Origin of the sequence: Neisseria meningitidis, from assembly GCF_022869645.1 — a bacterium.
Classification (GTDB): Bacteria; Pseudomonadota; Gammaproteobacteria; order Burkholderiales; family Neisseriaceae; genus Neisseria; species Neisseria meningitidis.
Map to the genome: position 1 here is coordinate 249,240 of NZ_CP064367.1, position 22,398 is coordinate 271,637.

General features: G+C 50.7%; 37 protein-coding genes and 3 pseudogenes. 8 read left to right on the forward strand and 32 right to left on the reverse strand.

Annotation, left to right across the window (positions count from 1 at the left end):
• The first annotated feature begins 51 nt into the window (after positions 1-51).
• Entirely contained in the window at positions 52-654 is a 603-nt protein-coding gene (locus tag IUJ45_RS01200; RefSeq protein ID WP_002222503.1) for a hypothetical protein, read from the forward strand.
• Positions 655-696: 42 nt separating this feature from the next.
• On the opposite strand, the gene IUJ45_RS01205 is transcribed toward IUJ45_RS01200, so the two are convergent.
• The 7 genes and pseudogenes from IUJ45_RS01205 to IUJ45_RS01235 form a co-directional block, all read right to left on the reverse strand.
• Positions 697-930: a hypothetical protein gene (locus IUJ45_RS01205; RefSeq protein WP_082308606.1), complete on the reverse strand. Its 234-nt coding sequence runs from the start codon at positions 928-930 to the stop codon at positions 697-699.
• Entirely contained in the window at positions 905-1,270 is a 366-nt protein-coding gene (locus tag IUJ45_RS01210; protein WP_002217234.1) for a hypothetical protein, read from the reverse strand. Before IUJ45_RS01210 ends, IUJ45_RS01205 begins: the two co-directional genes overlap by 26 nt.
• A gap of 3 nt (positions 1,271-1,273) precedes the next feature.
• Positions 1,274-1,651, reverse strand: a complete 378-nt coding sequence (locus tag IUJ45_RS01215) for a hypothetical protein (protein WP_002222505.1) — start codon at positions 1,649-1,651, stop codon at positions 1,274-1,276.
• Between the two features lie 64 nt (positions 1,652-1,715).
• Positions 1,716-3,125 carry a phage tail sheath subtilisin-like domain-containing protein gene (locus IUJ45_RS01220; protein WP_002225237.1) on the reverse strand — a complete coding sequence of 470 codons (1,410 nt, stop codon included), beginning with the start codon at positions 3,123-3,125 and terminating at the stop codon, positions 1,716-1,718.
• Between the two features lie 2 nt (positions 3,126-3,127).
• Positions 3,128-3,325 carry a DUF2635 domain-containing protein gene (locus IUJ45_RS01225; RefSeq protein ID WP_002225238.1) on the reverse strand — a complete coding sequence of 66 codons (198 nt, stop codon included), beginning with the start codon at positions 3,323-3,325 and terminating at the stop codon, positions 3,128-3,130.
• Positions 3,322-3,972: a DUF1834 family protein gene (locus IUJ45_RS01230; RefSeq protein ID WP_002229450.1), complete on the reverse strand. Its 651-nt coding sequence runs from the start codon at positions 3,970-3,972 to the stop codon at positions 3,322-3,324. Before IUJ45_RS01230 ends, IUJ45_RS01225 begins: the two co-directional genes overlap by 4 nt.
• Positions 3,962-4,186: pseudogene (locus tag IUJ45_RS01235) on the reverse strand (phage protein Gp36 family protein); the annotation flags it as partial. The pseudogene IUJ45_RS01235 and the gene IUJ45_RS01230, both read right to left, overlap by 11 nt.
• Before the next feature lie 481 nt (positions 4,187-4,667).
• Here IUJ45_RS01235 and IUJ45_RS01240 point away from each other — a divergent pair.
• Positions 4,668-5,633: an IS30-like element IS1655 family transposase gene (locus IUJ45_RS01240; protein ID WP_002217985.1), complete on the forward strand. Its 966-nt coding sequence runs from the start codon at positions 4,668-4,670 to the stop codon at positions 5,631-5,633.
• A gap of 87 nt (positions 5,634-5,720) precedes the next feature.
• On the opposite strand, the gene IUJ45_RS01245 is transcribed toward IUJ45_RS01240, so the two are convergent.
• From IUJ45_RS01245 to IUJ45_RS01335, 19 genes and pseudogenes are all read right to left on the reverse strand, one after another.
• On the reverse strand, positions 5,721-6,782 hold the full coding sequence (locus tag IUJ45_RS01245) for a phage protease (protein WP_002232421.1): 1,062 nt from the start codon (positions 6,780-6,782) through the stop codon (positions 5,721-5,723).
• Between the two features lie 230 nt (positions 6,783-7,012).
• Positions 7,013-7,429, reverse strand: a complete 417-nt coding sequence (locus IUJ45_RS01250) for a phage virion morphogenesis protein (protein WP_002213608.1) — start codon at positions 7,427-7,429, stop codon at positions 7,013-7,015.
• 109 nt (positions 7,430-7,538) lie between these two features.
• Positions 7,539-8,834, reverse strand: a complete 1,296-nt coding sequence (locus IUJ45_RS01255) for a phage minor head protein (RefSeq protein WP_002249358.1) — start codon at positions 8,832-8,834, stop codon at positions 7,539-7,541.
• Entirely contained in the window at positions 8,821-10,389 is a 1,569-nt protein-coding gene (locus tag IUJ45_RS01260; RefSeq protein WP_002219310.1) for a DUF935 domain-containing protein, read from the reverse strand. Before IUJ45_RS01260 ends, IUJ45_RS01255 begins: the two co-directional genes overlap by 14 nt.
• Entirely contained in the window at positions 10,389-12,011 is a 1,623-nt protein-coding gene (gene terL, locus IUJ45_RS01265) for a phage terminase large subunit (protein WP_002236962.1), read from the reverse strand. The genes IUJ45_RS01260 and terL overlap by 1 nt, the downstream gene beginning before the upstream one ends.
• 20 nt (positions 12,012-12,031) lie before the next feature.
• On the reverse strand, positions 12,032-12,538 hold the full coding sequence (locus tag IUJ45_RS01270; protein ID WP_002213612.1) for a DUF1804 family protein: 507 nt from the start codon (positions 12,536-12,538) through the stop codon (positions 12,032-12,034).
• Position 12,539: 1 nt separating this feature from the next.
• Positions 12,540-12,737: a hypothetical protein gene (locus tag IUJ45_RS01275; protein WP_002213613.1), complete on the reverse strand. Its 198-nt coding sequence runs from the start codon at positions 12,735-12,737 to the stop codon at positions 12,540-12,542.
• Positions 12,734-13,000, reverse strand: a complete 267-nt coding sequence (locus IUJ45_RS01280) for a hypothetical protein (protein ID WP_002213614.1) — start codon at positions 12,998-13,000, stop codon at positions 12,734-12,736. The genes IUJ45_RS01275 and IUJ45_RS01280 overlap by 4 nt, the downstream gene beginning before the upstream one ends.
• A gap of 11 nt (positions 13,001-13,011) precedes the next feature.
• Positions 13,012-13,340, reverse strand: a pseudogene (locus IUJ45_RS11040) (hypothetical protein).
• Positions 13,337-13,654, reverse strand: a complete 318-nt coding sequence (locus tag IUJ45_RS11045; RefSeq protein WP_002246181.1) for a hypothetical protein — start codon at positions 13,652-13,654, stop codon at positions 13,337-13,339. Before IUJ45_RS11045 ends, IUJ45_RS11040 begins: the two are co-directional and overlap by 4 nt.
• Positions 13,551-13,970: a hypothetical protein gene (locus IUJ45_RS01295; RefSeq protein ID WP_002246334.1), complete on the reverse strand. Its 420-nt coding sequence runs from the start codon at positions 13,968-13,970 to the stop codon at positions 13,551-13,553. Before IUJ45_RS01295 ends, IUJ45_RS11045 begins: the two co-directional genes overlap by 104 nt.
• On the reverse strand, positions 13,942-14,178 hold the full coding sequence (locus tag IUJ45_RS01300; RefSeq protein ID WP_002215783.1) for a hypothetical protein: 237 nt from the start codon (positions 14,176-14,178) through the stop codon (positions 13,942-13,944). Before IUJ45_RS01300 ends, IUJ45_RS01295 begins: the two co-directional genes overlap by 29 nt.
• Before the next feature lie 2 nt (positions 14,179-14,180).
• The gene (locus tag IUJ45_RS01305) at positions 14,181-14,345 is read right to left on the reverse strand and encodes a hypothetical protein (RefSeq protein ID WP_002215782.1); all 165 of its coding nucleotides are present in this window, start codon (positions 14,343-14,345) and stop codon (positions 14,181-14,183) included.
• Positions 14,346-14,347: 2 nt separating this feature from the next.
• Positions 14,348-14,554 (reverse strand): hypothetical protein, encoded by a 207-nt coding sequence (locus IUJ45_RS01310; RefSeq protein WP_002219372.1) that lies wholly within the window; start codon positions 14,552-14,554, stop codon positions 14,348-14,350.
• Positions 14,551-15,096, reverse strand: a complete 546-nt coding sequence (locus IUJ45_RS01315; protein WP_002236920.1) for an N-acetylmuramoyl-L-alanine amidase — start codon at positions 15,094-15,096, stop codon at positions 14,551-14,553. Before IUJ45_RS01315 ends, IUJ45_RS01310 begins: the two co-directional genes overlap by 4 nt.
• A gap of 307 nt (positions 15,097-15,403) precedes the next feature.
• Positions 15,404-15,832 carry a Mor transcription activator family protein gene (locus IUJ45_RS01320; RefSeq protein WP_002231473.1) on the reverse strand — a complete coding sequence of 143 codons (429 nt, stop codon included), beginning with the start codon at positions 15,830-15,832 and terminating at the stop codon, positions 15,404-15,406.
• Positions 15,813-16,247 carry a gp16 family protein gene (locus tag IUJ45_RS01325; protein WP_002222598.1) on the reverse strand — a complete coding sequence of 145 codons (435 nt, stop codon included), beginning with the start codon at positions 16,245-16,247 and terminating at the stop codon, positions 15,813-15,815. Before IUJ45_RS01325 ends, IUJ45_RS01320 begins: the two co-directional genes overlap by 20 nt.
• Positions 16,248-16,419: 172 nt before the next feature.
• On the reverse strand, positions 16,420-16,836 hold the full coding sequence (locus tag IUJ45_RS01330; RefSeq protein ID WP_002213616.1) for a hypothetical protein: 417 nt from the start codon (positions 16,834-16,836) through the stop codon (positions 16,420-16,422).
• Positions 16,833-17,024 carry a hypothetical protein gene (locus IUJ45_RS01335; RefSeq protein WP_002213617.1) on the reverse strand — a complete coding sequence of 64 codons (192 nt, stop codon included), beginning with the start codon at positions 17,022-17,024 and terminating at the stop codon, positions 16,833-16,835. The genes IUJ45_RS01330 and IUJ45_RS01335 overlap by 4 nt, the downstream gene beginning before the upstream one ends.
• 522 nt (positions 17,025-17,546) lie before the next feature.
• Between IUJ45_RS01335 and IUJ45_RS01340 the strand changes: the two genes are divergently transcribed.
• From IUJ45_RS01340 to IUJ45_RS01360, 5 genes are all read left to right on the forward strand, one after another.
• Complete coding sequence (locus tag IUJ45_RS01340) at positions 17,547-17,714, forward strand: hypothetical protein (RefSeq protein WP_002213620.1); 168 nt, start codon at positions 17,547-17,549, stop codon at positions 17,712-17,714.
• A gap of 272 nt (positions 17,715-17,986) precedes the next feature.
• The gene (locus IUJ45_RS01345; RefSeq protein ID WP_002213621.1) at positions 17,987-18,172 is read left to right on the forward strand and encodes a hypothetical protein; all 186 of its coding nucleotides are present in this window, start codon (positions 17,987-17,989) and stop codon (positions 18,170-18,172) included.
• 200 nt (positions 18,173-18,372) lie between these two features.
• Positions 18,373-18,573: a hypothetical protein gene (locus IUJ45_RS01350; protein ID WP_002213622.1), complete on the forward strand. Its 201-nt coding sequence runs from the start codon at positions 18,373-18,375 to the stop codon at positions 18,571-18,573.
• A gap of 149 nt (positions 18,574-18,722) precedes the next feature.
• The gene (locus IUJ45_RS01355) at positions 18,723-19,313 is read left to right on the forward strand and encodes an antA/AntB antirepressor family protein (protein WP_042507211.1); all 591 of its coding nucleotides are present in this window, start codon (positions 18,723-18,725) and stop codon (positions 19,311-19,313) included.
• Positions 19,314-19,316: 3 nt separating this feature from the next.
• Positions 19,317-19,532 (forward strand): hypothetical protein, encoded by a 216-nt coding sequence (locus IUJ45_RS01360; protein ID WP_002213624.1) that lies wholly within the window; start codon positions 19,317-19,319, stop codon positions 19,530-19,532.
• Positions 19,533-19,691: 159 nt separating this feature from the next.
• Here the strand turns inward: IUJ45_RS01360 and IUJ45_RS01365 are convergent, their stop codons facing one another.
• The 6 genes from IUJ45_RS01365 to IUJ45_RS01385 all read right to left on the reverse strand — a co-directional run bounded on the left by IUJ45_RS01365 (position 19,692) and on the right by IUJ45_RS01385 (position 22,220).
• Positions 19,692-20,210, reverse strand: coding sequence for a host-nuclease inhibitor Gam family protein (locus IUJ45_RS01365; protein ID WP_002213625.1), 519 nt, complete (start codon positions 20,208-20,210; stop codon positions 19,692-19,694).
• A gap of 109 nt (positions 20,211-20,319) precedes the next feature.
• On the reverse strand, positions 20,320-20,487 hold the full coding sequence (locus IUJ45_RS01370; RefSeq protein ID WP_002246178.1) for a hypothetical protein: 168 nt from the start codon (positions 20,485-20,487) through the stop codon (positions 20,320-20,322).
• A gap of 79 nt (positions 20,488-20,566) precedes the next feature.
• Positions 20,567-20,689, reverse strand: coding sequence for a hypothetical protein (locus IUJ45_RS10945; RefSeq protein ID WP_002246177.1), 123 nt, complete (start codon positions 20,687-20,689; stop codon positions 20,567-20,569).
• Positions 20,686-20,841 carry a hypothetical protein gene (locus IUJ45_RS01375; RefSeq protein ID WP_002246176.1) on the reverse strand — a complete coding sequence of 52 codons (156 nt, stop codon included), beginning with the start codon at positions 20,839-20,841 and terminating at the stop codon, positions 20,686-20,688. Before IUJ45_RS01375 ends, IUJ45_RS10945 begins: the two co-directional genes overlap by 4 nt.
• Positions 20,842-20,949: 108 nt before the next feature.
• Positions 20,950-21,216, reverse strand: coding sequence for a hypothetical protein (locus tag IUJ45_RS01380; protein WP_002246175.1), 267 nt, complete (start codon positions 21,214-21,216; stop codon positions 20,950-20,952).
• A gap of 89 nt (positions 21,217-21,305) precedes the next feature.
• Positions 21,306-22,220, reverse strand: coding sequence for an AAA family ATPase (locus tag IUJ45_RS01385; RefSeq protein WP_002246174.1), 915 nt, complete (start codon positions 22,218-22,220; stop codon positions 21,306-21,308).
• A gap of 70 nt (positions 22,221-22,290) precedes the next feature.
• On the opposite strand from IUJ45_RS01385, the pseudogene IUJ45_RS01390 reads away from it, so the two are divergent.
• Positions 22,291-22,368 (forward strand): annotated as a pseudogene (locus IUJ45_RS01390) (GntR family transcriptional regulator); the annotation flags it as partial.
• Positions 22,369-22,398: the final 30 nt, after the last annotated feature.

Genomic DNA, 22,398 nt, shown 5'->3' on the forward strand with positions numbered 1-22,398 from the left:
TGTTGCGTTATAATACCAGAATGATAACCATTTTATTCAAAGGGATATTTTATGAATATGAAAAAATTGATTTCCGCAATTTGTGTTTCAATTGTTTTATCAGCCTGCAACCAACAATCAAAAACGGCACAAGCCGAAGAACCTGTCCAAAGTATCCAGGCTGCTGATTGTACCGCCCCAATGGACATCACAGTTGAACAATATCTCATCAATTTGGAGCAAGCATTTAAAACTCAGAACGTCTCAACAAAAATCCATAATAAAAATATTGTCAAGACCGATTGTGGTTATGACCTTACTTTGGTAATGGATTTTGGGGCGATTGCGCTCAAACTGGACGAGCAGCAAAAAATTAGAGCTATCTCAGTAGGCTACATTTTAAAAACCGACGGAGAGAAAGGACAAAATCTAGTCAATAATGCCATAAATGGATTACACAGTATTCAGGCAGTTCTGTCTTTAACTACCACAGACAAATTGGGCGAATCGGAAGCAGGAAAACAACTTTTTACAGCTTTAACCGAAGTCGTCAAAGAATCCAATCAGACAGGAGCAACAGCGCAAAAAGACGTTCCGGCAGATGGTATTTTATATAGCGTTGTTTTTGAAAAAGAAACAAACACCATTGCAATAATCGGCAGAAAACAACCCTAACCGTCAAATAAAAAAAGGTCGTCTGAAACTCAGACGACCTTTTTATTTTTCCTCCGGCTTTCTCAGCCGTTTCGACACAATCACTCCCTCTTCCTTCGGCGTTTTTATGCCCAGGCTCGACAGGATGTCTTCAAACCATGCCGACAGCTCGGCGTGGCACATATCGCGCACTGCGTCCGCCCCTATCCCCGCCTTGCCATCAGGATGATCGCCTGACGGTAGCTTTTGTGTGCCGTCAGGTAGCTGCGTTTTACTGCTCCGCCGCCGACGGCGCATCGGGGCTCGCCGTAGCGGCGGACGGTTTTAGGCGCAAATCCTCCTGAGCCGCCATCACGGTATGGTAGTCTTCGGTAGAGAGGTTTTCCATCAGCCACTGCGCCGTCAGGATGTCGGATGGGATACCTTGGGCTTCAATCTGCTGCGACCAGTAGGTCAGCGTCTCTAGGACGTCGCGTTGCAGCAGTTCGGCTTTTGTGGCGTTTTCGGGCAGCTCGGGCAAGTCATCAATCAGGGCGAACGCCGCCAGTTCGCCGCCGACGGTCAGTGGCTTGAGGCGTAATTCAGATACGACTTTGCCATTGTAGGTCAGCCCGTGGGTCAGTTTGACGGTAATCACGCATTACTCCTTGATTTTGTGCAAAGCAATCATCTCAATGTCGATGCGTGCCTCGTTATCGACTTCATATTGCTCGCCGGTATCGACGGTAAAGCAGTCGAGGTAGGAAGTGCGGCGATCTTCGTCGTTGATGGGGTAAATCGTGATTTTCGCCTTGGTGATGTTGTCCCAGTCGATTTCCGTACCGTCGATCGGAATGGCGGCGGTAACGCTTAATTTGTGTTCGGTTACGCCGTCACAATAACCGTTGACTCGGCCGTTGCGGTTCATCGTTTTGACCGGCTTGCGGCCTGTAGTGGTTTGCGGCTTGATGCTCACAATCTCGATATCGCGGCCGTTCATCTCCATAATCACCGCGTCGGCATAGGTAGCGTCGCTCATGCTTTATCCTTTTTTAAGGTTTCAGACGGCCTTTAAACCTGTTTTAAACGCCGTCTGAAAAGGGTTACAAAATCAAATCAATGCGCCCGGCAAAGACGTGCAGGCCGTTGACCACATCGGCGGGGATAATGGCATTAACACGGTTGGGGTCGTTTTGCGCACGCGCCACCACCAGCTTGCCTTTGTTGGCCTCGGCGTTTTCGATGATTTCGGCTTGGTCGAGCTTAATCAGCACGTCCAAAATCTCGCTCTTAACCTTGGGCAGCAGGCGGTCGCTCAATTTGTCGCGCGGAAAACGCAGGGCAATGCGCTCTTTAACGCTGCGGCGCACATAATCCAGCGTGCGGATGGTGGTAATGTCGAGTAGTGCCGGGTCGTCGGTGTTGTTGGCCGACTTGGTATAGGTGGATACGGCACGCATAATCTGCACGCGGTTGTTGACCACTGTGAGCGGGGTCAAGCCGTTGTACAGCGCATTGTTGCATTCTGCAAACAGCGGCCATTGCGCATCAGGTGTAACGGCCAGCCCTTTGATTTCCAGCGTGTTCAGCGGCTTGGCAGGGTCTTCTTCAAAGGCCAACACCGCCGCATAACCTGCGGCGATGATGCCGTTTGGCTCTACCGCACCTTTGTACCAAGCACAGGTCATGCGGCCGTCGTTGATTTCGCCGGTAGCGGTGGTGGCCGTGCTCAAGGCCGCACTCATACCCAATACGCCGATACAGCCGCGCTGCTCGATGGCGTTGGATACGTTGGTAATATGGTTGCTCAAGGCTTTGGCGTTGGCGTCATCGCTAAACGGGCTGCAAATAATGTGATAATGCTTGCCCGCCACTTTGGACAAGGCCGTGGCAATGTCCGCATTTTTGGCACCGCCGGTAAAGGCATTGGCTTGATAAGTTAGGCCGGTATTGCCGGTGCTCACGGTTAAGCCGCTCTCGTTGCCGATCTCGCCTTTGTGTTTGGCCGTCAGCGTAACGGCTGCGCCGCTGCCGGATGCGGTAACGGTTACATCGGCGGCAGTGATGGCGGTTTTCAGACGGTCTGCCACTGTGGCGGCGGTCTCGCCGGTGTTAACGGCCGTGCTTACCTGCTTGCCGCCAATCGTGATTTCCACCACGCCCGGCGCGGTGGCCGTGCCGGAAAGGGTAACGGTTGCGGTTGCCTGCACGCCTGCGCTGTGGTCGGCAATACCGATAACGGTCAAATCCAAATAAGGGTTGTTGGCAAATGCTTGGCGCACCATCAAATGCGCCAGCGAGCCTTGTCCGAACAAATCGGCCGCCTCGGCATCGCTAAATAGTTGCACCGGCTCTAAGGCGGGCTGTATGCCCGCGGTCAGCATGGGTGCAACCATCAATACCTTTTGCGGATTTTGCGGCAAACCTTGTACGGCATTGCGGGTGTTAAATTCAATATACTGCCCGGGCACGCGGATGCTGCCCGGAATCGTGTCAAAATCAATATGGGGCATCATTACTCTCCCTTAGTATTGCGGGTTTTGGTATTTGGGGCGGCATCCTCAACCACCACCAAATCGCCGTCATCAATCATGCGGCGGTAATACAGGCTGTTGCCGTCCACCTCCACCGGCTCTTGGCCGATATATTCGTGCGGGTTGTGTTCGGTCGGCACACGCAGGCCGTCTGCCGCCGTTACTTTGATTTTGCTCATTGCTTATCCTTAAGGGTTAGGTTTACAGGTATTTCATCGGCGGATTGCGGGTCGTAAATTTTGCCGTCCAACCCCTCGAAATCAGGCCACGGCTCGCTCAATGTACCCTGATACTTGGTAAAGATATGGTTGGGGTCGTCGGGATTGTCGGTGCGTTCGGGGTAGCGGTCATTTTCCAACCCGCAGGTGTTAAAGCGGATGGCATACTCAACCGCATATATGCTTACTGCGGCGTTTTGCACCAGCACATGATTGGCAATCGCGCGCACCGCTTTGGGCACCAAGCCGCGGCTATCGGCAAAACCGAGCCGCTGGCCGTCAAGCAGGCGGCGAACAGCGCGGATTAAATCGTTGCTGCCGATTTCGCGGCTGTCGATGCCGCCTTGCCGCTGCGCCTGCTCGTTGCGCAGATTGCGGGCCGCCACCATCACCACAAATTCGGCGGTATCCTGATAACGTCCGCATACGCCGCCGGTGCTGGCAGGCTCAACTTTGCTGCCGCCATACGTTACCCAAACCGCAGGCAGCGTATGGATTTGCCCCGCCAAATCGTCGGCCTCGCCGTTGTAGCTTTTAACCGTGCGCACCATGCGACCCAAGCCCCGTTTCAGACGGTCTGTTATCGCTTGCTCAATATCAGTGATCACGCCCGAACACCTTATTTTTACCGTTTAGAAACACAATACCGTCTTCGCCCGCGGCCACTTCTTCGCCGCTATCATCCACGCCCAGCTGCACTTCGCCTTTGGCCATAGCACGCAGCAGGTCGAGCACGTCGATTTTGTAGCGGTTGCGGATTTCGTCGGTAATCAACACGCCCTGAGCCGCCGTCAGACGGTAGCGGGCAATGTCGCAGCATAGGCTCGGCGCAGATTGCCTTCCACACCGCTTCGCCGACTTCGGCGCGCTTCACTTCGCGCCAGCCGCCGTCAAACAGCAGGCCGCCGCGCCAAAATTCTTTGCCGTCTGCGCCGGTACTGACGAGCATCACATCGCGGCTGTCCGCCAAAGCGTCGGCGGCACGTTGCGTATGCTGCACTTTGAGTTCGGCAAGTTCGGCGGACAGTGCCTTTTTGTCGTCTTCGGCTTTTTCCAAGGCTGTGGTCAGCATTTCGACATCGTTTCGGGCGGCGGCAAGCTCTGCCTGCACGGCGTCCAATTCGGCTTTGATGTCTTCAAACGACGGGGCGGCGGTTTCGGCGGTTTCTGGTTTGTTGTTGGTTTTTGCCATGATGACTCCTTGTTTCAGACGGCGGCGGATTCGCATTTGAAGTGCAACTTTCCCTAACAGAAAAAGGCCAGTATGCGGTAGCATACGGCCTTTCCTGCAAGAAAGATTGCCATGAGCTACACGCAACTGACCCAAGGCGAACGATACCACATCCAATACCTGTCCCGCCACTGCACCGTCACCGAAATCGCCAAACAGCTTAACCGCCACAAAAGCACCATCAGCCGCGAAATCAGACGGCACCGCACCCAAGGGCAGCAATACAGCGCCGAAAAAGCCCAGCGGCAAAGCCAGACTATCAAACAGCGTAAGCGACAACCCTATAAGCTCGATTCGCAGCTGATTCAGCACATCGACACCCTTATCCGCCGCAAACTCAGTCCCGAACAAGTATGCGCCTACCTGTGCAAACACCACCAGATCACGCTCCACCACAGCACCATTTACCGCTACCTTCGCCAAGACAAAAGCAACGGCAGCACGTTGTGGCAACATCTCAGAATATGCAGCAAACCCTACCGCAAACGCTACGGCAGCACATGGACCAGAGGCAAAGTACCCAACCGTGTCGGCATAGAAAACCGACCCGCTATCGTCGACCAAAAATCCCGTATCGGCGATTGGGAAGCCGACACCATTGTCGGCAAAGGACAGAAAAGCGCATTATTGACCTTGGTCGAACGCGTTACCCGCTACACCATCATCTGCAAATTGGATAGCCTCAAAGCCGAAGACACTGCCCGGGCAGCTGTTAGGGCATTAAAGGCACATAAAGACAGGGTGCACACCATCACCATGGATAACGGCAAAGAGTTCTACCAACACACCAAAATAACCAAAGCATTGAAAGCGGAGACTTATTTTTGTCGCCCTTACCATTCTTGGGAGAAAGGGCTGAATGAGAACACCAACGGACTCATCCGGCAATACTTCCCCAAACAAACCGATTTCCGTAACATCAGTGATCGGGAGATACGCAGGGTTCAAGATGAGTTGAACCACCGACCAAGAAAAACACTTGGCTACGAAACGCCAAGTGTTTTATTCTTGAATCTGTTCCAACCACTAATACACTAGTGTTGCACTTGAAATCCGAATCCAAGGCCGTTTGAAATTCTTTGCGGAATGCTGCCGTGATTGCGGTCAAAATCGCTGATTTGTCCATTACTTACCTTCGCTTTCTTTGATTTTTACAAATTCTTCGCCGGACATGCCCAGCATTTTTGCTGCGGCTGCCTCTTCCGCAGTCAGTGCGGCGACGCGTTCGTCGGGTGCTTTGCCGCCCGTTTGCGAGCCTGCCAGTGCAGCGACCGGCTGGGCGTTTTCAATAAAGCCGGTCAAAAATGCCAAGCCGCCCGGCTGTTTCAATACGCCTTTTGCCCACTCCTTCTGAGCAGGCAGCAATTTGCCTGAAGTCAGCGCGGCGGTAATCAATTCGTTGCCTTTGTCTGCTTCCTGCTTGGCAGTCAGCGCGGCGACTTTGCTTTGCAGCTCTTGAACCACTGAGATAGGCGCGTATTTAGTCAAATCAGGCTTGGCGGTTTGCGCCGTCAATGCCGCGATGCGGCTGTCTTTTTCCGCCAGCTGCGCGAACACGTCGGCAGACAATGCCACGTCTTTCGGCTTGGCTTCCACGAGCGCGGACAATGCCGCCTTCAGTTCTTCTTCGCCCGCATCAGGCAGGTCGAACAGTTGCTGTAACAACTCTTTCATAGGGTTTTGCTCCGTTTCCGGTTTTAAAATTTGCGCCGACGCTGCCGCCAGCACCTCGTCCATACCGTCCAACGCGGGGAAATTTGTCAGCGCGGCGTGAAAAATTTTGCTTACATATCCCTTTGTGTCATAGGAAAACACAGCAGAGATGTAGCGATACTCTTTTGCGGCAATTGCCGCAGCCGCCTTGTCCGTCCACTCCACTTCGGCAAACATGCCTTTAGGCGTGAACTCCAGCCAACGCATCCAACCGGCGGCAGGTGCAGGTTGTCCGTTTTTCTCTTTGTAGAGCGTCTGGTGTTCATAATCGACAACCAACTGATTGCGCGAGCTGTTGGCCAACAACGCGACATCATGACCGTTTTCTTCGGTCAGATACCACGCAGGGACATCAGTCGGACGACCGTCTACTGCGCGAAATTCGCCATATGGCAGCAGTTGGATTCGCCCGTCTTTTGGCTGCACCTCGAAACTGCACACGGCAAGTAGGGTTTTTTGTGCATTTTTGGACATGTGTACCTCTCTCAATACGGTCATTTTGCCTATTTGAAAAAACAACAAAGAGTAGGCGTGCTTCAAACCCTCCCGCCATTTTTTTAAAACCTGTCCGCGCGATACACAATTAATCGTTTTCAGGGGCTTTTTAGAAGCGTCTAGGATTGATTTTTATATCTTGGGCAGGGGTTTGTATTACCCGCATAAAAAAACGCGCTAAAAAGCGCGTTTTTGAGGGTTTTATAAATTCACGGTATCAGACCCGAAAAATAATCCTGCACATCGTCCATCAAAGCCTGTTTGTCGTCGTCCGTCAGCGTCAAAAATTCCCGTTGCGGAATCCGAACTTTGCGGTTGCGCCCCGCCATACCGCCGAAGTTGTGGATGGCGGCATAGACGATATTCGTACCGACAAGGGCTGTATCGTTGTCTGACAGTGTGGAAAAACTGTCTTTCAGACGACCCGAATCCGAAAGCGGCTTGCCGTCGCGGTATTTTAGCCCCAACCATTTCGGACGGCCTGCGTAGCGGAAATTGAGCTTGACCGCCGTGTGCATGGTTTCGGACAGTCGGCGCATCAGCAGGTAGCGGTTTTCGATCCCGTTGCCAAGCCGCTCGATTTGGTTTAGGACGACAAAGATATTGTCTATTTTGACATCAATCATGGTATGATTCCTTATAGGCGTTGGAAAAGCGGTGATAATCTCGATACCGCAGCCTGCCCTTTAGGGTGTACGAGAGCGTGTGCAAGTGAATTCGAGCCTTGCCCAACGTCTATTTCAATACTTTCTTCTTCGCCATAAATTTGGCAATCTCTTTGTCGTTGCTGATTCGGTACGACTGTAGATAAATCTCATCCACCTCCTTAATATATTTTAAAACTGCCCACAATGCCGAGCCTTTATAGCGAGCTGTGAAAATCAATTCACGATTGTCGCGGATGACATGTTCAGGGTTTTGCAGCATATCCGGCAAAAAAGCATAGTAGGAGTCATCGAAATTCTGCCCCTCACGGCTGTCTACCTGTTTAACCAACGTATCATCAGACAGCCACACCGTCGCTCGAGTCATACCTGCCAGTTCTTGCATTTCCTTGCTCAATACACCCGCAGCAAATTTAAGCTGTCTTGATAGCGCGTTTCGGATTTTGATTTTCTGCTCTTTATCGGGCTTGCCATCAATATTCAAACGTTGCTTGACTTCATAAAACTCTTTTTCAAGCTGTTTAAAGCTGGTTTTAAAATCCGCACCACCCATTTCCGCTTTGGCAAATTGATGCGCCAACGCACGGTCGTACTTGTCTAAATCGGGGCGGTAGTTCATTCGTCCGGCGTTGTAATCAAATCCTCGATCGGTCGTGTACAGACTGCCATCCGGTGCTTTATAGGCAAGGGTCAGATAAGTATCGCCTTTTTTGTTGTAGATTTTATGGGTCTCGACCAGATTGTCCGCCGTGCTTTGCCCGACAATCCGCCCCTGGCGTTCCACATCCCGCTCCGACAGAGCGATGACCGAGCAGCGGCAGTTGTAGCCGTTGGGCGGGTAAAACGTTGCCCAAAACGGGTCGTCGTAGCGGTACACCAGCCCGTCTATTGCCGAATGCGCCGGACGGGTGCGGCTGTCGCCTACCGCGTCATACATCCAATAAGGTCGTGCATCAATATTTGCCATATATCCTTGATATTGACCGGCGTTGTAGGCAGTTTGCATGTTGGTACGGTAAATCGTCTCCAACCTCCGCGGCGAACCGAATACCTCGCCGGTGGCTGGGTCGATGATATCCTTGCCGTTATGCCCGTTCGGATGCAGCCAGCCCTTGTTGCTGAGCAGATTCAAGATACCTTTTCGCCAATCGTCAAACGACTGTCCACTTTTTGCCGATTCAACCATCGAAGTTTTGATGTCGTTGAGCATATCCAAGTCGGTCATGCGGGCAATCGTATAGACTTTGGCAATTTCGGAGGCTGTCAGATTGCGGTAGCTCTCCGCCGTAACCTTTTTACTTTCCAGCCACTCGATTGCCTTTTTTGGCGGCAGACTTAAGGCAAATCCCAAATCAGGCGCGGGCATGGTCTTGTCCCAAAATATCGCTGATAAACAAGGCCTGCTGCATATAGGTACGCAGTTTCGCGTTGTCCAAATTCGGATAAAGCGCATTCAGTGCGGCATCTGCCTCCTCGTAGCTGTTGCAAGCATTAAGTGCGGCAACCGCCTGACGCACCATCGGGTTGAGCTGAGAATTGAAATCGGGCTCAACCAGCGCGTCATCCAACGCGCCGTCCAATATTTCCTGATGCCTGCCCGTAGCCTTAGATGGTACGGTGTGGGCGGATAAAGCCGCCAATGCAGTTCTGTTTATCGGATTGTCCGGTACCTGCCGCACCAACACAGCCTCACCCTCCTGCACATCTGGAATGACCAGTTTGTCGCGCACCCAGCTTTCGGGGATTTGTACGCCGACATCCACCAGTTTCGGGATAGCGTCGGCAAAGACCGCGATGTCTTTCGGCTCGCGCGTGTCAAATTCAAATTTCGGCACGCGGTTTGGGTCGGCATTGGGATAGTTGATTTGCAGGAACGGTCCGATGATTTGGCTTGTGATGGTTTGCGCCACCTGTTTTGCGTCCGACACCAGCAAATCGCGGCGTACCTCGTTGTGGATATTGCCCAGCGCGTTGGTGCTGGATTTTCCGTCCGCACCGCTGGTTAGCGTTTGCCCCAAAATCAGCCGCGCCGCCGATTTTTCGCACCAGTCGGCCATCTGCAAAAACGGATTGCTGGTTGCCATCGTACCGCTTGCAGCGTTGTGCAGCTCGATTTCCATACCTTCTGGCATGATGCCTGCCGCGTTGTGACCGATTTCCGCCACCGCTCGAAGCAGGGTGTTTTTTTCCTCTTTGGTTGCGCCCGCGCCGTATTTGCCGATACGGATGGGCATGCCGTACAGCTCCAAAAACTCGGCAAAATCGTGGACGGCGTAGTGTTTGAACATATACAGCCAGGAAAGCGTGCGGAAAAGCCCGTTGCGCGCCTGCTGGACGCTGCGCGATTTTTGGGTATGAACGACCCAGCCCAGCGGCCACAACGCTTCGCCTTCCGGATTTTCGCGGGTACGCAGCAGCAGCCCGTTGTCTTTGTCCCATTTGAACCAGCTTTGCGGGCGGTGGATAAAGTTTCGGGGTAGGTAAAGGCCGTCTGAAAATACCCACTCGACCTCCAACGCAGAAAATCCGTGCCCTACCGCGTCCATCAAATCCATAATCAGGTCTTCGAGGGTAGGCAGGCTGTCCATCATTTCGTAGGCTTGGTCGGACAGCTTTTCTTCTTCGGGCGTCGCATTTCGCGGCGGGGCGACGCGCCAGTTGAGCGTCAGCAGCGCGCGTTTGCGCGTCCCCATATTTGCCGCGATGTCGCTGTCGCGCTCCTCAATGTCCGCGAAAAGCTCGTGTTGGGCGCGGATGTCGCCGCTTTCCGCATCCTCGAAGAGGGCCCGCATCTTTTGCGGTGTAATAAAATTGGACGGATGCTCGGCGATAACCCGACCGGTCGCCGTAATTTGAGCCACGTCCGTCTGCAATGCAGCTTCGGGCTTTTGGATTTTAGTTTTATTGTTCTTTTTTGCCATTATCGGCTCCATTTACTTTTTATCTCGTCATCAAAATCGTTATCGGTAGGGCTTTGCCATTCTATCGGCACACAATTGGCCACCGCCCCCGACCAGAGCATATGCACTGCATCAGGACCATCATCATGATCAGCCTTTGGAAAATGGCGGAACTGCTGTATCAGCGTCTGTTGGCTCTCATTCAACAGAATCAAACCGTTCGCCATGTGAGGCTGTAAAGTCTCAATCCGCAAGAGCTTGTCCGATACCGGCTTGACCGCCCGCGCCGGGACAGGTATTCCACGCGCCGCGCTGCGCTTGACCAGCTCATCTTTCAAAAATTCCTGAAACTGAACCGTCTCAACAAACCACAGTTTGCAACGATATTGACGGTGCAATCTGATAACGTCCTCAATAATCAAATCAGGGAGACGTTTTTTAATCTGAGCTTCCACGACATACAGTTTGCCGGTTTCACGTTGATAACCGCCAATGATAATCGCCGACGGGTCACGGCTCGCCCCCGCTTTACCCAGCGACGGGTCGAGCGCACCGAAATACACCAAATCGGACGGCAGGTCGTTCCAAAACTTCATCGACTTGGCAAACGGCGCATCTTCGCCGCTGACCGGGTCGTTTTGATATTCGCTGTCAAATGTCGCATGACCGTCACGCGCACGGATTTTCATCAGCGCGAGTACGCCGCGAGCCGCCCAGCTTGTTTGCGCACCGCGCTCCATCTCGTCTTTATTGGCGAGATAAAACGCCTCGGCCACAGTCTCGCCGTCGTTTCGGAAAAGTTCCTCCCATCTGTCCCACAAATCCATGCGGTCGGGCCAGCGTTTCATCGCCTTAAACTTAATACCGTGCCAAAACGGGTTATTCAAAGTGCGGTTAAGTACGCTGTCGTAATGCAAAATCGTGCCGATATATATCACATCGTATTTCTGGCCGACACCGCCCAAAGGCAATACAGTCTTAGTCAGCCACGCATTGAGCTTGTCGCGCTGTTCGGGGTTGCGGACTTGCTCGTCATTCTCAATATCGTCCAAAACAGTTAAGTCAGGACGGTAAGGGCCGTGACGCAAACCGCGCAGCTTTTTACCGCTACCGGCCACTTGGACTTTAACGTCATTGGCCGTCACAATCGTACCGGCCTGCCATACGCGGCCCTGCCCGCATACTTCCGGAAAGTCGGTTTTCAAGCGCGGATTAAATTCCAATTCCGCCTTGATGGCTTCGAGCATCGGGTATGCCTGATCTATGCTGTCCATCACAATAACGGCATAATGTTTTTGGCCTGTCACAATACACCACAGCGTAAACAACTGAGTAACCTGCGTCGACTTACCCTCGCCACGCGGCGCACCCACCGCCTCATTTTCCCCTTTGGGGGAGCGGATAATCTCCGGCAGACGGCTGAATAAAAACGCATGCAGTTCGGATTTTTCAGGGGAGCGGATATAATGCGGAAAGTAGGTGTTGACGAAATACTCGTAACCGCCTACCGGGTCAAACACCTTGGCACGGCGTGCAGCAATAGCCTTGGGCGACGCATCGAAGCCGTCCACCTCTGCCTCAATAATTTGGCGGAGTTGGGCGGCATATTCGGCAAGTGACTTTAAAAACTCTTTGGACTTCATTCAATTACCTTATGCAGTTGCTACCTGTATTTCTTTTCAATTTCCACACCCAACGGCTCGACCAGCTCGACATAAGCCTGCAAGTGTTGCGGGTATCGCTCCCTGACCACTTCGCCGAACAATTCCAACACCTCGATTGCCGTCGCCAGTTTTGACGTTTCCGGCATCACTTTGGCGTTTGCCGCCACGGTCTTGGTAAACGCGTCGGACAGGCTTGTCAACAGTTTGGCGCGCTCGGACGGCATCAGCCCTTCAATCGACGTGTCTTGCAACATTGTCATCGTTGACTGGTACTGCACCAAAAAACCCGCCAGCAGCGAACGGCTCAAGTCTTCGATGCCGCCGCCTGCCAAGGTATAGGCGGCGCGCACTTTGTCCCAATCGTCGCTGCTTTCCTTGGCGGCGCGTTTCCAGCTGCGGGCGGTCGCAATCGGGATTTCGCACATCATCGCCGCGATTTCAAGCGTCTGCCCGTCGCTGACGTACAATCGGCGCAGCTTTTCGCGGATTTCCTTCGGATGCGCCATATCAGCCCCCGAACTTGGCTCTCAGCAGCTCCCAGCCGGTCGTTACAATCACACCGCCGAGACCGCCGTAAACCGCCGCAGATTTCTTGCAGTCTTTCTTAATTTGCTGCAATTCCTCGTCCATTCGAGCCTGATTGGCGAGCATGTCATCCTGCTTGGCTTCGATACGCGCCAAGACTTCCAAAATCGGGTCGCTCATGATTTGTCCGCTTTCCTGTCCAATTTTTCGTTTACTTTTTCCAACTTGTTTTCAATTCGTTCTAAGGCTGCCGCAATATTAGTGCTGTCTGCCTTGGCATCTTGCTTGGTGTGATAAGAGAGCTTGACCGCGTGCAGCTCCTCTTTAAGGTCGTCAATGCGCTTGTCCGCCTCTTTCAGACGGCCTGAAATGCCGTTGACCCAAAACCAAAACGCCGCCGTTGCAATCGGCCACAGGGTTTTAAACCCAAATTCAAAATCCATTTAAAACCCCTTTAAACCGGCACATCGCCAAATACGATACGGACCGCGTAGCCTTCGGGATGACGACTCGCCGCCTCGACCTTTTGGCCGTCTGAAAAGACTGAGTAATATTTCCGCAAAATACCAATCACATCAGCAGGGGCGTCGCGGAAAACTCCACACAAAAGGTCGTCTGAAAATCCTTATCCATGCGTACCGCGTAATCGATACCGGCCTTATCCAACAAATCGGAAACATGAATGACAAACGGCTCTTGCTCGCGTGCGCGGCTCAATCCCAGCTCTAAATCCGCATGGCGGCAGGCGACCGTGCGTTGCACCAACTCACGATAAGTCGTCATCGCGCACCCTCCGAACCGTCAACTGCCGCTTGACTGTTGACCCAGTCGCGCCAAGCCTGATTTTGATTTTCCAGTTCGGCAACATAGCCGCCAAACTCGGCGGCGTGTTCCAACAGCGTTACTGTCTTGCCGTCTTTCGGCGGATTTGGGCGTACCGGCGCGACCATCAATGCGGCAGGCGGTGTCGGCATGACCGCCTTTTCGACAACCTTAATTTCCGTAGCCGAGGGCGCGCTTGTAGAGCTGCAAGCCGTGATGGCCAAAGCCGTCAATACAACCGCCGCCTGCATTTTTACGGTCTTGAGTAAGGACATTTTCGATTTCCTTTTTATTTTCCGTTTTCAGACGGCTGACTTCCGCCTGTTTTTTCGCCAAAGCCATGCCGACGGCGTGCGCCTTGACTTCATATTTTTTAGCTTCCGCACGCGCCTGTTCCAGTTCGCGGGCGTAGTTTTGAGCCGACAACAGCAGGGCTTGCGCCTTGTCGCGCTTCATTTTCTCAATGACCGCCTGCTGCTTCGCAAAAGCCGACTTGTAGCCTTGATGGTGCGACACCGCCAAACCCGTGCCGACAAGCGCGATGATGGCAATCGGTTGCCAGTTATTCGCCAGCAGTTTCACGAGATTCATTCTCGACCTCCTGACGTTTGACGCTGACCAACGAACGCGCCACCGCATAGCCGCCGACAATGCCCAAATACACCGCCCAAATCTCCGCCGACGGGTCGGGCAGCATCACAAACTTAACCGTCCCCGCCGCGCAGGCAACGTTTGCCCACAGTTTCGAGTGCGACACATTGCCTGTCGCTGGGTTTTTAAAAATATCCAAAATACGCATTGCTATTCCACACTTTTGGTTTGCAGGTGCCGTTTCAGCATTTCCTGATAATTGGCCAGTTCGCCCTCCGCAAATTCAAACGCCGCCAAGTCTGCCTGTTCGCTTGCCTCACGGCTTTTGGCCGACCACAGCCCAATCATCTTTTCGTAAAACGCAACCTGTCCCATGATTAACGACGATTCTTGCGTTTGCGCGCCGCGCGTTTCGCGGCTGCCACGCCTGAGTTTCTTAAATTTGGGCGTGGATAGGTGTGTATCGGACGAACATTTGGCATCTGTATAAGTGCGCGGTTTACCTGCTCATTACTAGGATTTTCTCCAATCAATTTTGTAAGAAAATAGGAAGCAGCTTCTTTCAATTTACCAATAATATTCATACTCTTGCCGCCCCCAATTCCATCGCAATCGCGTCCGCAATCGCGCGGCAGATGCCCCATTTAGTCGTCTTAAACAAGGCCAAATCAGTGTCGTTGCTGATGAAAAAAGGCTCAAACACAATGCCGCCGGCTTGTGCATAAGCCAGGCGCGAATGCTGGCCCGCATTGTCGGGTTTAAAGCCGTCTTCGCCGCGCAGTTTCCAGCCGGTTTTCTTGGCAACGGCTTTGCTCAACACCTGACACCAGCGTTTGTTTTTAACGGTACTCAAGGCTTCGATGCCTGTCGCCGCTTTGCTGACGGCAGCGTTGGTGTGAAACTCAATCGCCACATCCGAGCCGCGAATCAGCTTGACCGCTTCGCGCAGCGGCATATTGCCTTTGCCCGTGCCGTCGGTTTTAACAGTCAAACCGTAGTCATCGCGCAAAATAGCAGCCACGATATTGCGCATATCCTGCGCCAAGTCCGCCTCACGGTCGCTTCCGTTGACCGCACCCGGGTCGGTGTTGCTGTGTCCAGCGGTTAAGGTTACGGTTTTGCCCATTCATCATCTCCAAAAAATATTGATTGCATATAGTGGATTAACAAAAATCAGGACAAGGCGACGAAGCCGCAGACAGTACAGATAGTACGGAACCGATTCACTTGGTGCTTCAGCACCTTAGAGAATCGTTCTCTTTGAGCTAAGGCGAGGCAACGCCGTACTGGTTTTTGTTAATCCACTATAACATTTGAAAACCCCATTAAACCGTCTTTAACCCATCGTCCCGAACGGTAGATGTTTCACCCCTGCAAACCAAAAAAAAGACCGTCTGAATACAGACGGCCAAAGCCTGGTCACACATCACTGCCTAAAATAAAGCTGCCTGCTGTGCCGCAGGTCGGCTCATTTCATTGATAATCGTATATCCCGTTCGTGAAGAGATGCCGTATTTAGGGCATAGCTTCGTCATCGCCATAAGCCCGCTCTTCTTATCAATATCGCGCAATTTGACAAACTCCTGATAAAACCTATGGTTTCTCAACTGTATTAACGCCTTGCCGCACCGTGGGACATACAATTCCTCGCCACCATATACCTGCAACAGCTCATGTGTTTTCACTTCGCCGATGGCTTCGACCAAAATTGCCAAACGCTCGGTGTCCACCTTGCCCTTACCAAATTTAAACCGCGCCCCGCCAATCGCCTTGACCAGCTGTTCCGTCGCTGCCAGTCCGATGACATCCACAATGTCCAACACGGTATCCGGCAATAAATGTTCAACTTTTTCGAACCCCATCATCCCCACCCGCTTTTTCCGTTTTCCTGTTTTCCGCAATCTGCAACGCAGCAACCAGTTTATGTAGCTGCGTATCGTCTAAATATTCGACCTTATCCTTACCAAACATCCGCCGCGCCATTGCGTGTGCATAGTTCCAATGTTTGCCGCCGACGGTCAGCAGGGCTTCGACTTTGTCCAGCATTGCCGCTGATGATGTCCGACGCAGATGCGGTTTGCCGTGTGGGTTACCTTTTGCTTTAGGCTTAAATCCGTGCGACCGCATATCAGCGACAACAGACTCAAGTTCAGAAACATCCATATCCGCACACGACCGCTTGCCCGTCACGCGCTCCAACACCGCGCGATAGGTACCGTCGTCCAAGCCCAGCTCCTTTTGGGCAATTTTAATTTTCGCAATCAACGCCCGGCGCATTATCTCTCCAATACAACATATAGTATAAATTAGCGCATTTTATACAATAAAATACAATATATAGTATTAAGCCGATGTTTTTTTGCGAAACGGACAGACATAAAAAATGCCGTCTGAAAACGAGCTTTGCGAGTTTCGCCAAAACGTTTCAGACGACCTTTTTTACTACAATCTAATCACTGTCTTTTTCGCGCCGTTGCTTTTCCAAGGTTTGCGCTTTACCTCTGTTGATTCCTGCAAAATATCCCAAAGCTACCGCCCCGCCGATTTTGACAATTTCAATAGCGACGCTGTCCTTATCGCGCCATAACGCAGTAATCAGCACGGCGGCAATCAGAAAAGAAATAGCAATCACGGCATTCAGACGGCGTTTGTGTACCTCTTTGAAAATCTCACCATGTTGCTGTTCACCCTGTTTTTGCGCTTCGATGGTAGCCAGTGCAATGCGTTCGTGAGATTGGATTTCGTCCTTACGGCTTTCCAACTCCTTCTGTTTGACTGCAATATCCTGTTTTTGAAGTTCTAAAAACTCCTGAAGCATTTTCTGCTGCTCATCGGCCGGCAGATTCTCGGATTTTTCCCCGCTCATAAATCAACCGCCACTAAGGTTTTGTAACGGACTTTGAATTTGCCGTAACCCCGAGCCCCTATTTTCGGCGGCACAAATTCCACGGACGCAATATTGCCCGTCTTACGGTCTTTACGGACTTCTTCCAAATAATCGGCAGCATTGAGCAGCCGTTCGCGGACTGCCGTATATTCTTTGACGGTATTCATTTTTCAACCTCGCCCAAATAGTGCAAATATTAGCATATGGGATTTATTTTTCAAGAAAATCAAATCCATATAAAACAACCGTATAATATTTTAATACTATATATGGTAAATTTCTTCTAAAAATACACACTAAAATACCATATCTTGATAACCGCAACGCCGCACAAATGGCAGGGCATTGATGCCCGACAACAAAAAATGCCGTCTGAAACAGCATTCGAGCTGTTTTCAGACGGCATTTTTCTTTGATTTTGTTGGGGAAAGGGTTGACTTTTAACGTGTCCACGTTTATAATTCAATTCATCGGCGTAGTGAGGGCCGATACGGGAAAAGCCCCACCGAAGCGGGGCTCAACTGGGAGAAAGAAGATGAATAAACGCACTATTCAAATTCTCATCTTGGTCGCAGTTTTCATGTTGGCAAGTGCTAATGCCTACTAAAGACTGACCAGCTGGGGGCGGTCGCCGCTGTCCCCAGTCCCAATCTTACAAAATACGGTTTAAAAAATCAAGGAGTTTGCCTATGGTTGATGAAAAACTGGCAGAAAACCGAAAGCGTTACGAGCAGAAACGGGTGATTAAGAAAGTCTCGTTCAATGCCGAAACGGAAAAAGAACTTTTGGAATATGCCCAAAATATCGATTTTTCCCAATGGGTTAAATCAATCATCAAAGAAAAAATCAAAAAATAGCTTGACTAAATTCTAGAAATACTAGATAATACGCCTATCTGATAAAGCAAAGCCCCGAAGCGGCAACTTCGGGGGCTTATCGGATAGAAAGGAGGCTTGTGGAAATGACAAAACTGGCGAAAGTTGTTTTTTTCATCATTCTGCTTTTAAGCTGTAGTCCGGCTTACTAAGCAAGTTGATTAAACACAAGGGGTGGCAGAACACCGCGCCCCTTTCGCCAACCTTTCTGCAAGCCATTTTACTACAACGATTTTAAAAATCAAGGATTGCCTATGCCTGATGAAAAAACGCTAAAAGCAAAACAAGCTGAATATCAGCGAAAGTATGACCAAAAGCGGCTGATGAAAACAGTTTCTTTCCATTTGGAAAGAGAGAAAGAGTTGGTGGATTTTATGCAAAAAGAAATTCCCGACTTTTCAAACTGGGTTAAATCAGTCATGAAGGAAAAAATGAAATAAGAAAATTCCGCCGATGGGAAAACATCGGCGGAACAGGTGGAAAGCAGAGCAGCAACTCTCTTTATGTAGGGCATGAAAAAAGGCCGTCTGAAACAGGTTTTAAACCCCATTTCAGACGGCTTTTTGTTGTAATACATCTTGATTAAAATGGTTTTTAGTATTACCATAATCGTGTTTTAAAACCTATTTAAAGGAAGATTATGGACTCGATTAAAAAGGCTCAAGAAAAATACGCACTCAAGCGAGTAGTGAAAACAGTATCGTTCAATTCCGAAAAAGAACTTGATTTAATTAAATTTTCTGAAAATTTAGATTTTTCAAACTGGGTAAAATCGAAAATTAGAGGAGATATGGAATCGGAAAAATTCAAAAAGAAAGCAAAAAAGAATATTGACAAATAGAATTACCATAATTTAAAATTTCCATATCTTGTGCAACACAAGATATGGAAATCCCCGATAAGTGACAGCTTATCGGGGATAGTGGAAAAGCAACGTTAGAGCGTTCTTTTCCTTGTCATCTCAACCTTGAAATGAAAGATAATTTTACCATGAATACCCAACTCATCCCAACTGTTTCAGGTCAATTGGACAATCAAACACAAGCACTGGTTGATGCTCATGACCTGCATAAGTTCTTAGGTGTGGAAACACCATTTTCTAAATGGATTCAGCGTCGCATTGAAGAATACGGATTTACACAAGCCCTTGATTTTATCGGCGTGGACAAAATTGTCCGCACCGAAGCAGGTTTCTTTGGACAGCGTGATAAAACTGTTCAGGGGTATTATTTATCCCTCGACATGGCAAAAGAGCTGTGCATGGTGGAGCGCAACGACAAAGGACGCCAAGCCCGCCGATATTTTATCGAAATGGAGAAACAGGCAAAAGCCCTGCCTGATGCCGTGCTATACCGCATCGATGCATTGGAAGACGCCTATTTCCAAGCCGCGCCCGAAATGCTCGCGCTGCTGCGCTACCGCAGTATGGGCTTGAACCTGACCGAAATAGGCAAACTCTTGGACATGAACCCCGGCGCGGTTTCCTACCGTCTCAAAAAACTCAACGATTTGGGTTTCTTGGAATATGTCCCCAAGCCCAAAATGGTGGTGCAACAACAGTCTTTGGGATTGGAGGGTTAAGCCATGAATACCACCTATACTCTGACTTTCGACCAAGACAGCCTCAAAGCCCTGAATCTGCTGGTGTTCACGCTCAACCATCTGAAAGTTTTGGATATGGACATGGAAGGAATCGAAGACGGTTTGTCTGCCGTGATTGAAACCGCCTCCGAGAAAGCCGACAAGCTGTCCGCCGCTTTCTACAACGCCGTGTACGAGCAGGAAGAGAAAGCAGCCTGAATCTAGGGTATGAAAAAAGGCCGTCTGAAACAGGTTTTAAACCCCATTTCAGACGGCCTTTAATCATGGGTTAAAGCCTATTTGAACCGGCTAGGCAAGCTCCTGCTCCGTAGGCTCAATCACGTTTCAACACACTGAATTGAAATCAGGCTGTTGATTTTATAGAATTTGTTCGCTCGGCTCAATCACAAAATCCTCCACGCCGCTCACAATCTTAATCCCCGGCACTTGGCCGTCTGAAAAACGCTCTTTTTGATTCAGGATGGCGTCTTTGTCGATTTCCTTTTTAGTGCGGACAAACTCGGCAAAGGCGGATTTTTCCGAGAGCCACGCCAAGACGGCGGCCACGCCCGTTACCTTGACGGATGGCGGACGGATGCGCCATTTAATCAGGCCGGTAGTAAAGTCCACGGTTTTGGTTTTACCGTTTTCCGTCAGCTCGTCCTTATGTGCCTCGCAGTATGCGGCCACACGTTCGGTCAGGCTCATGATTTCGGCACACATCGGCGCGGCTTGGGCGGCATATTCTTCTTCGATGGCCGCTTTTTTGTCTCCGGCTTCGGTTTCCAGGCGTTTGACTTCGCGCTGCAAGTCGCCGATTTGGCGGATAAATGCAGTAACTTCCGTTTTGTCTTGTGCCGCTTCGATGGCGGGCTGTTTGATTCGGGTTTTAGCCATTTTCTCTTCCTTTCAGGTTGGGTTTAACATTTCGGCTTACTCAAGCCTTGTTCGCGTTCGTGCTTGGCAAGTGCTTCAACTTTCGCGCGGTTTCTCAAAAACTTAAACATCACACTTCCTCCCATAAAGTTATCGCCTGAGCCAAAGTTTCCGCCTCGGCAGTCTTCCACATCCCGTCCGGCGCACGCGCTGCAATCACAAAGCCTTCGCCGTCCTTTTTCATAATCATCAGCTCGCCACGGTCTTCGATCCATTCTGCAATTTCTTTTGCATTCATTTCCTAAATCCTTTTAAATCAATACCTTATATTTTCAATAAGACAAAAAAATATAGAGCAACATCAACGGCTTACCGTTTTAATTGTCGTCATACCCGTCATGGCCTTCGCCTATCATGTGCAACACGACGATTCTGGCCGGCATTTCAAGCCAAATCCCCAGCAGCACCAACACCGCCAATCCGACAACAGACCAAATCATTTTTTCTCCTCCTTCTTCTCGGCAGGCCGTCTGAAACGCGCCTGATATTCTTCGATTTCGCGCTCCCGGCTTTTTTGCGCCATTCGCGCCGTCGCACGCCTGCGGTGTTGTCCCCAAGCCTGCCAATCCGTATTACGTCGTCCGAAACTCATTTCACACATCCTTTCACAATCGCCTTATCGCCATATTTCGCACGGATTTCCTTGACCGCCCGATCCAAAGCCTCTTTTTTCGCCGCAGGGCTCAATAAAATTGGCTTATCACTCATAAACAATCCCTTTCATTTTTTCCTCGACGCTCATTGACTCGTATTGCGCTTCCCATACCTTGACCTCCAAATCCGCCTGTCTTTCCATCTTCTCAACCTTCGTCGGCTCTTTCGCAACCGGTTCGGGTTCTTTCGCGCAGGAATGCAACGCCATTCCCGCCACAAAACACCACACGCCCACCGTCAAACCAACCGGCACACACCGCCAAAAAGAGCGTGCCACAAACATCTTCCAATCAACTTTCTTCAAAACTTGCATTTTGCGTTTTCCTTTAGAAAACAATAACTTATTAAAATCATAGGGTAAAAAATATATAGCCCTGTCAGAGACTTACCGTTTCAGACGGCCTATCGGATAATCAGGGAGCTGTATTTCTTAACGATACCGGCCTGCATCTTGATACCGTTCTTGTTCGCCGTGCGTACCGCGCCGCGCATCAATTTGCTCATCCGGCGCGTATTGCCGTTGCTATGTTTAACCAGTTCCAAGAGCGTTTCTTCGTCCGCATCAGGCAAAGCTGCTCTCGCAATCTCAAAGAGTTCGTCATCCGGCAAAGATTCGCCCAAATTCAGCGCAACAGACACGCGGCTGTAAAGCTGTACCAGCTCGCCATGCTTACCGCGCAGGTTGGCCACCAGTCGGGGCATACCGCTCAACACCAAACCGCAGCCCGTTTCATCATGCAGTCGGCGGATAATCTCAAGGGCGCGTAACGGCAGGTTTTCCGCTTCATCGACCACAATCAGACGGCCTGAATCACGCAATCTGTCCGATACCGATTCAAACAAATCATTCAAACTGCCCATCGCCGATACCTTCGCCGCTACTGCCAACTTGCGCATCAGCACAAGTGCCGTAAAGCTCGGATTAGCCTCAATCAAGATGGCCGCAGGGTTTTTCTCGCAGTAGTTTTTGACCGCCTGAGTCTTGCCCAATCCCGCCTGACCGTAGATCACCACTGTTTCGCCGCCTTCGTGCGCAGCGCGCATCACTTCCACGATTCGGCGGGTCGTCTTAGTCGATACAAAACCCAACACCAGCTCTTCGCGTTTCGCTTTACTGTCCTGCATCTCCAAAAACGCCTCGATTTTCGGCTCGATGGTTTCATAATTACCGCCTTTTTCCGCATAAGTACCGTTCAGATACATACTGACGGATGCCGGCGAAGTATCGATACCGCGTGCCAGTTGGGTTTGGCTCATACCCGATTTTTCTTTAAACTCAGCCAGTTTTTGTTGCAATGCTTGATTGATTTGTTTCATTTTTAATATCCTTGAGTTTTAAACAACCTTTAAAGGCCGTCTGAAATGAAAGAGTTTCCCGATTTAGAAATTTGAGCCTGATTCCGTTCAGCGGGAACACCTTGAATCTTTACTTGAAATCGTTGAATCCGCCCAAGGGCTCGCTTGAGTTTCAATTTTTCAACAAGCTCGGTCGAAA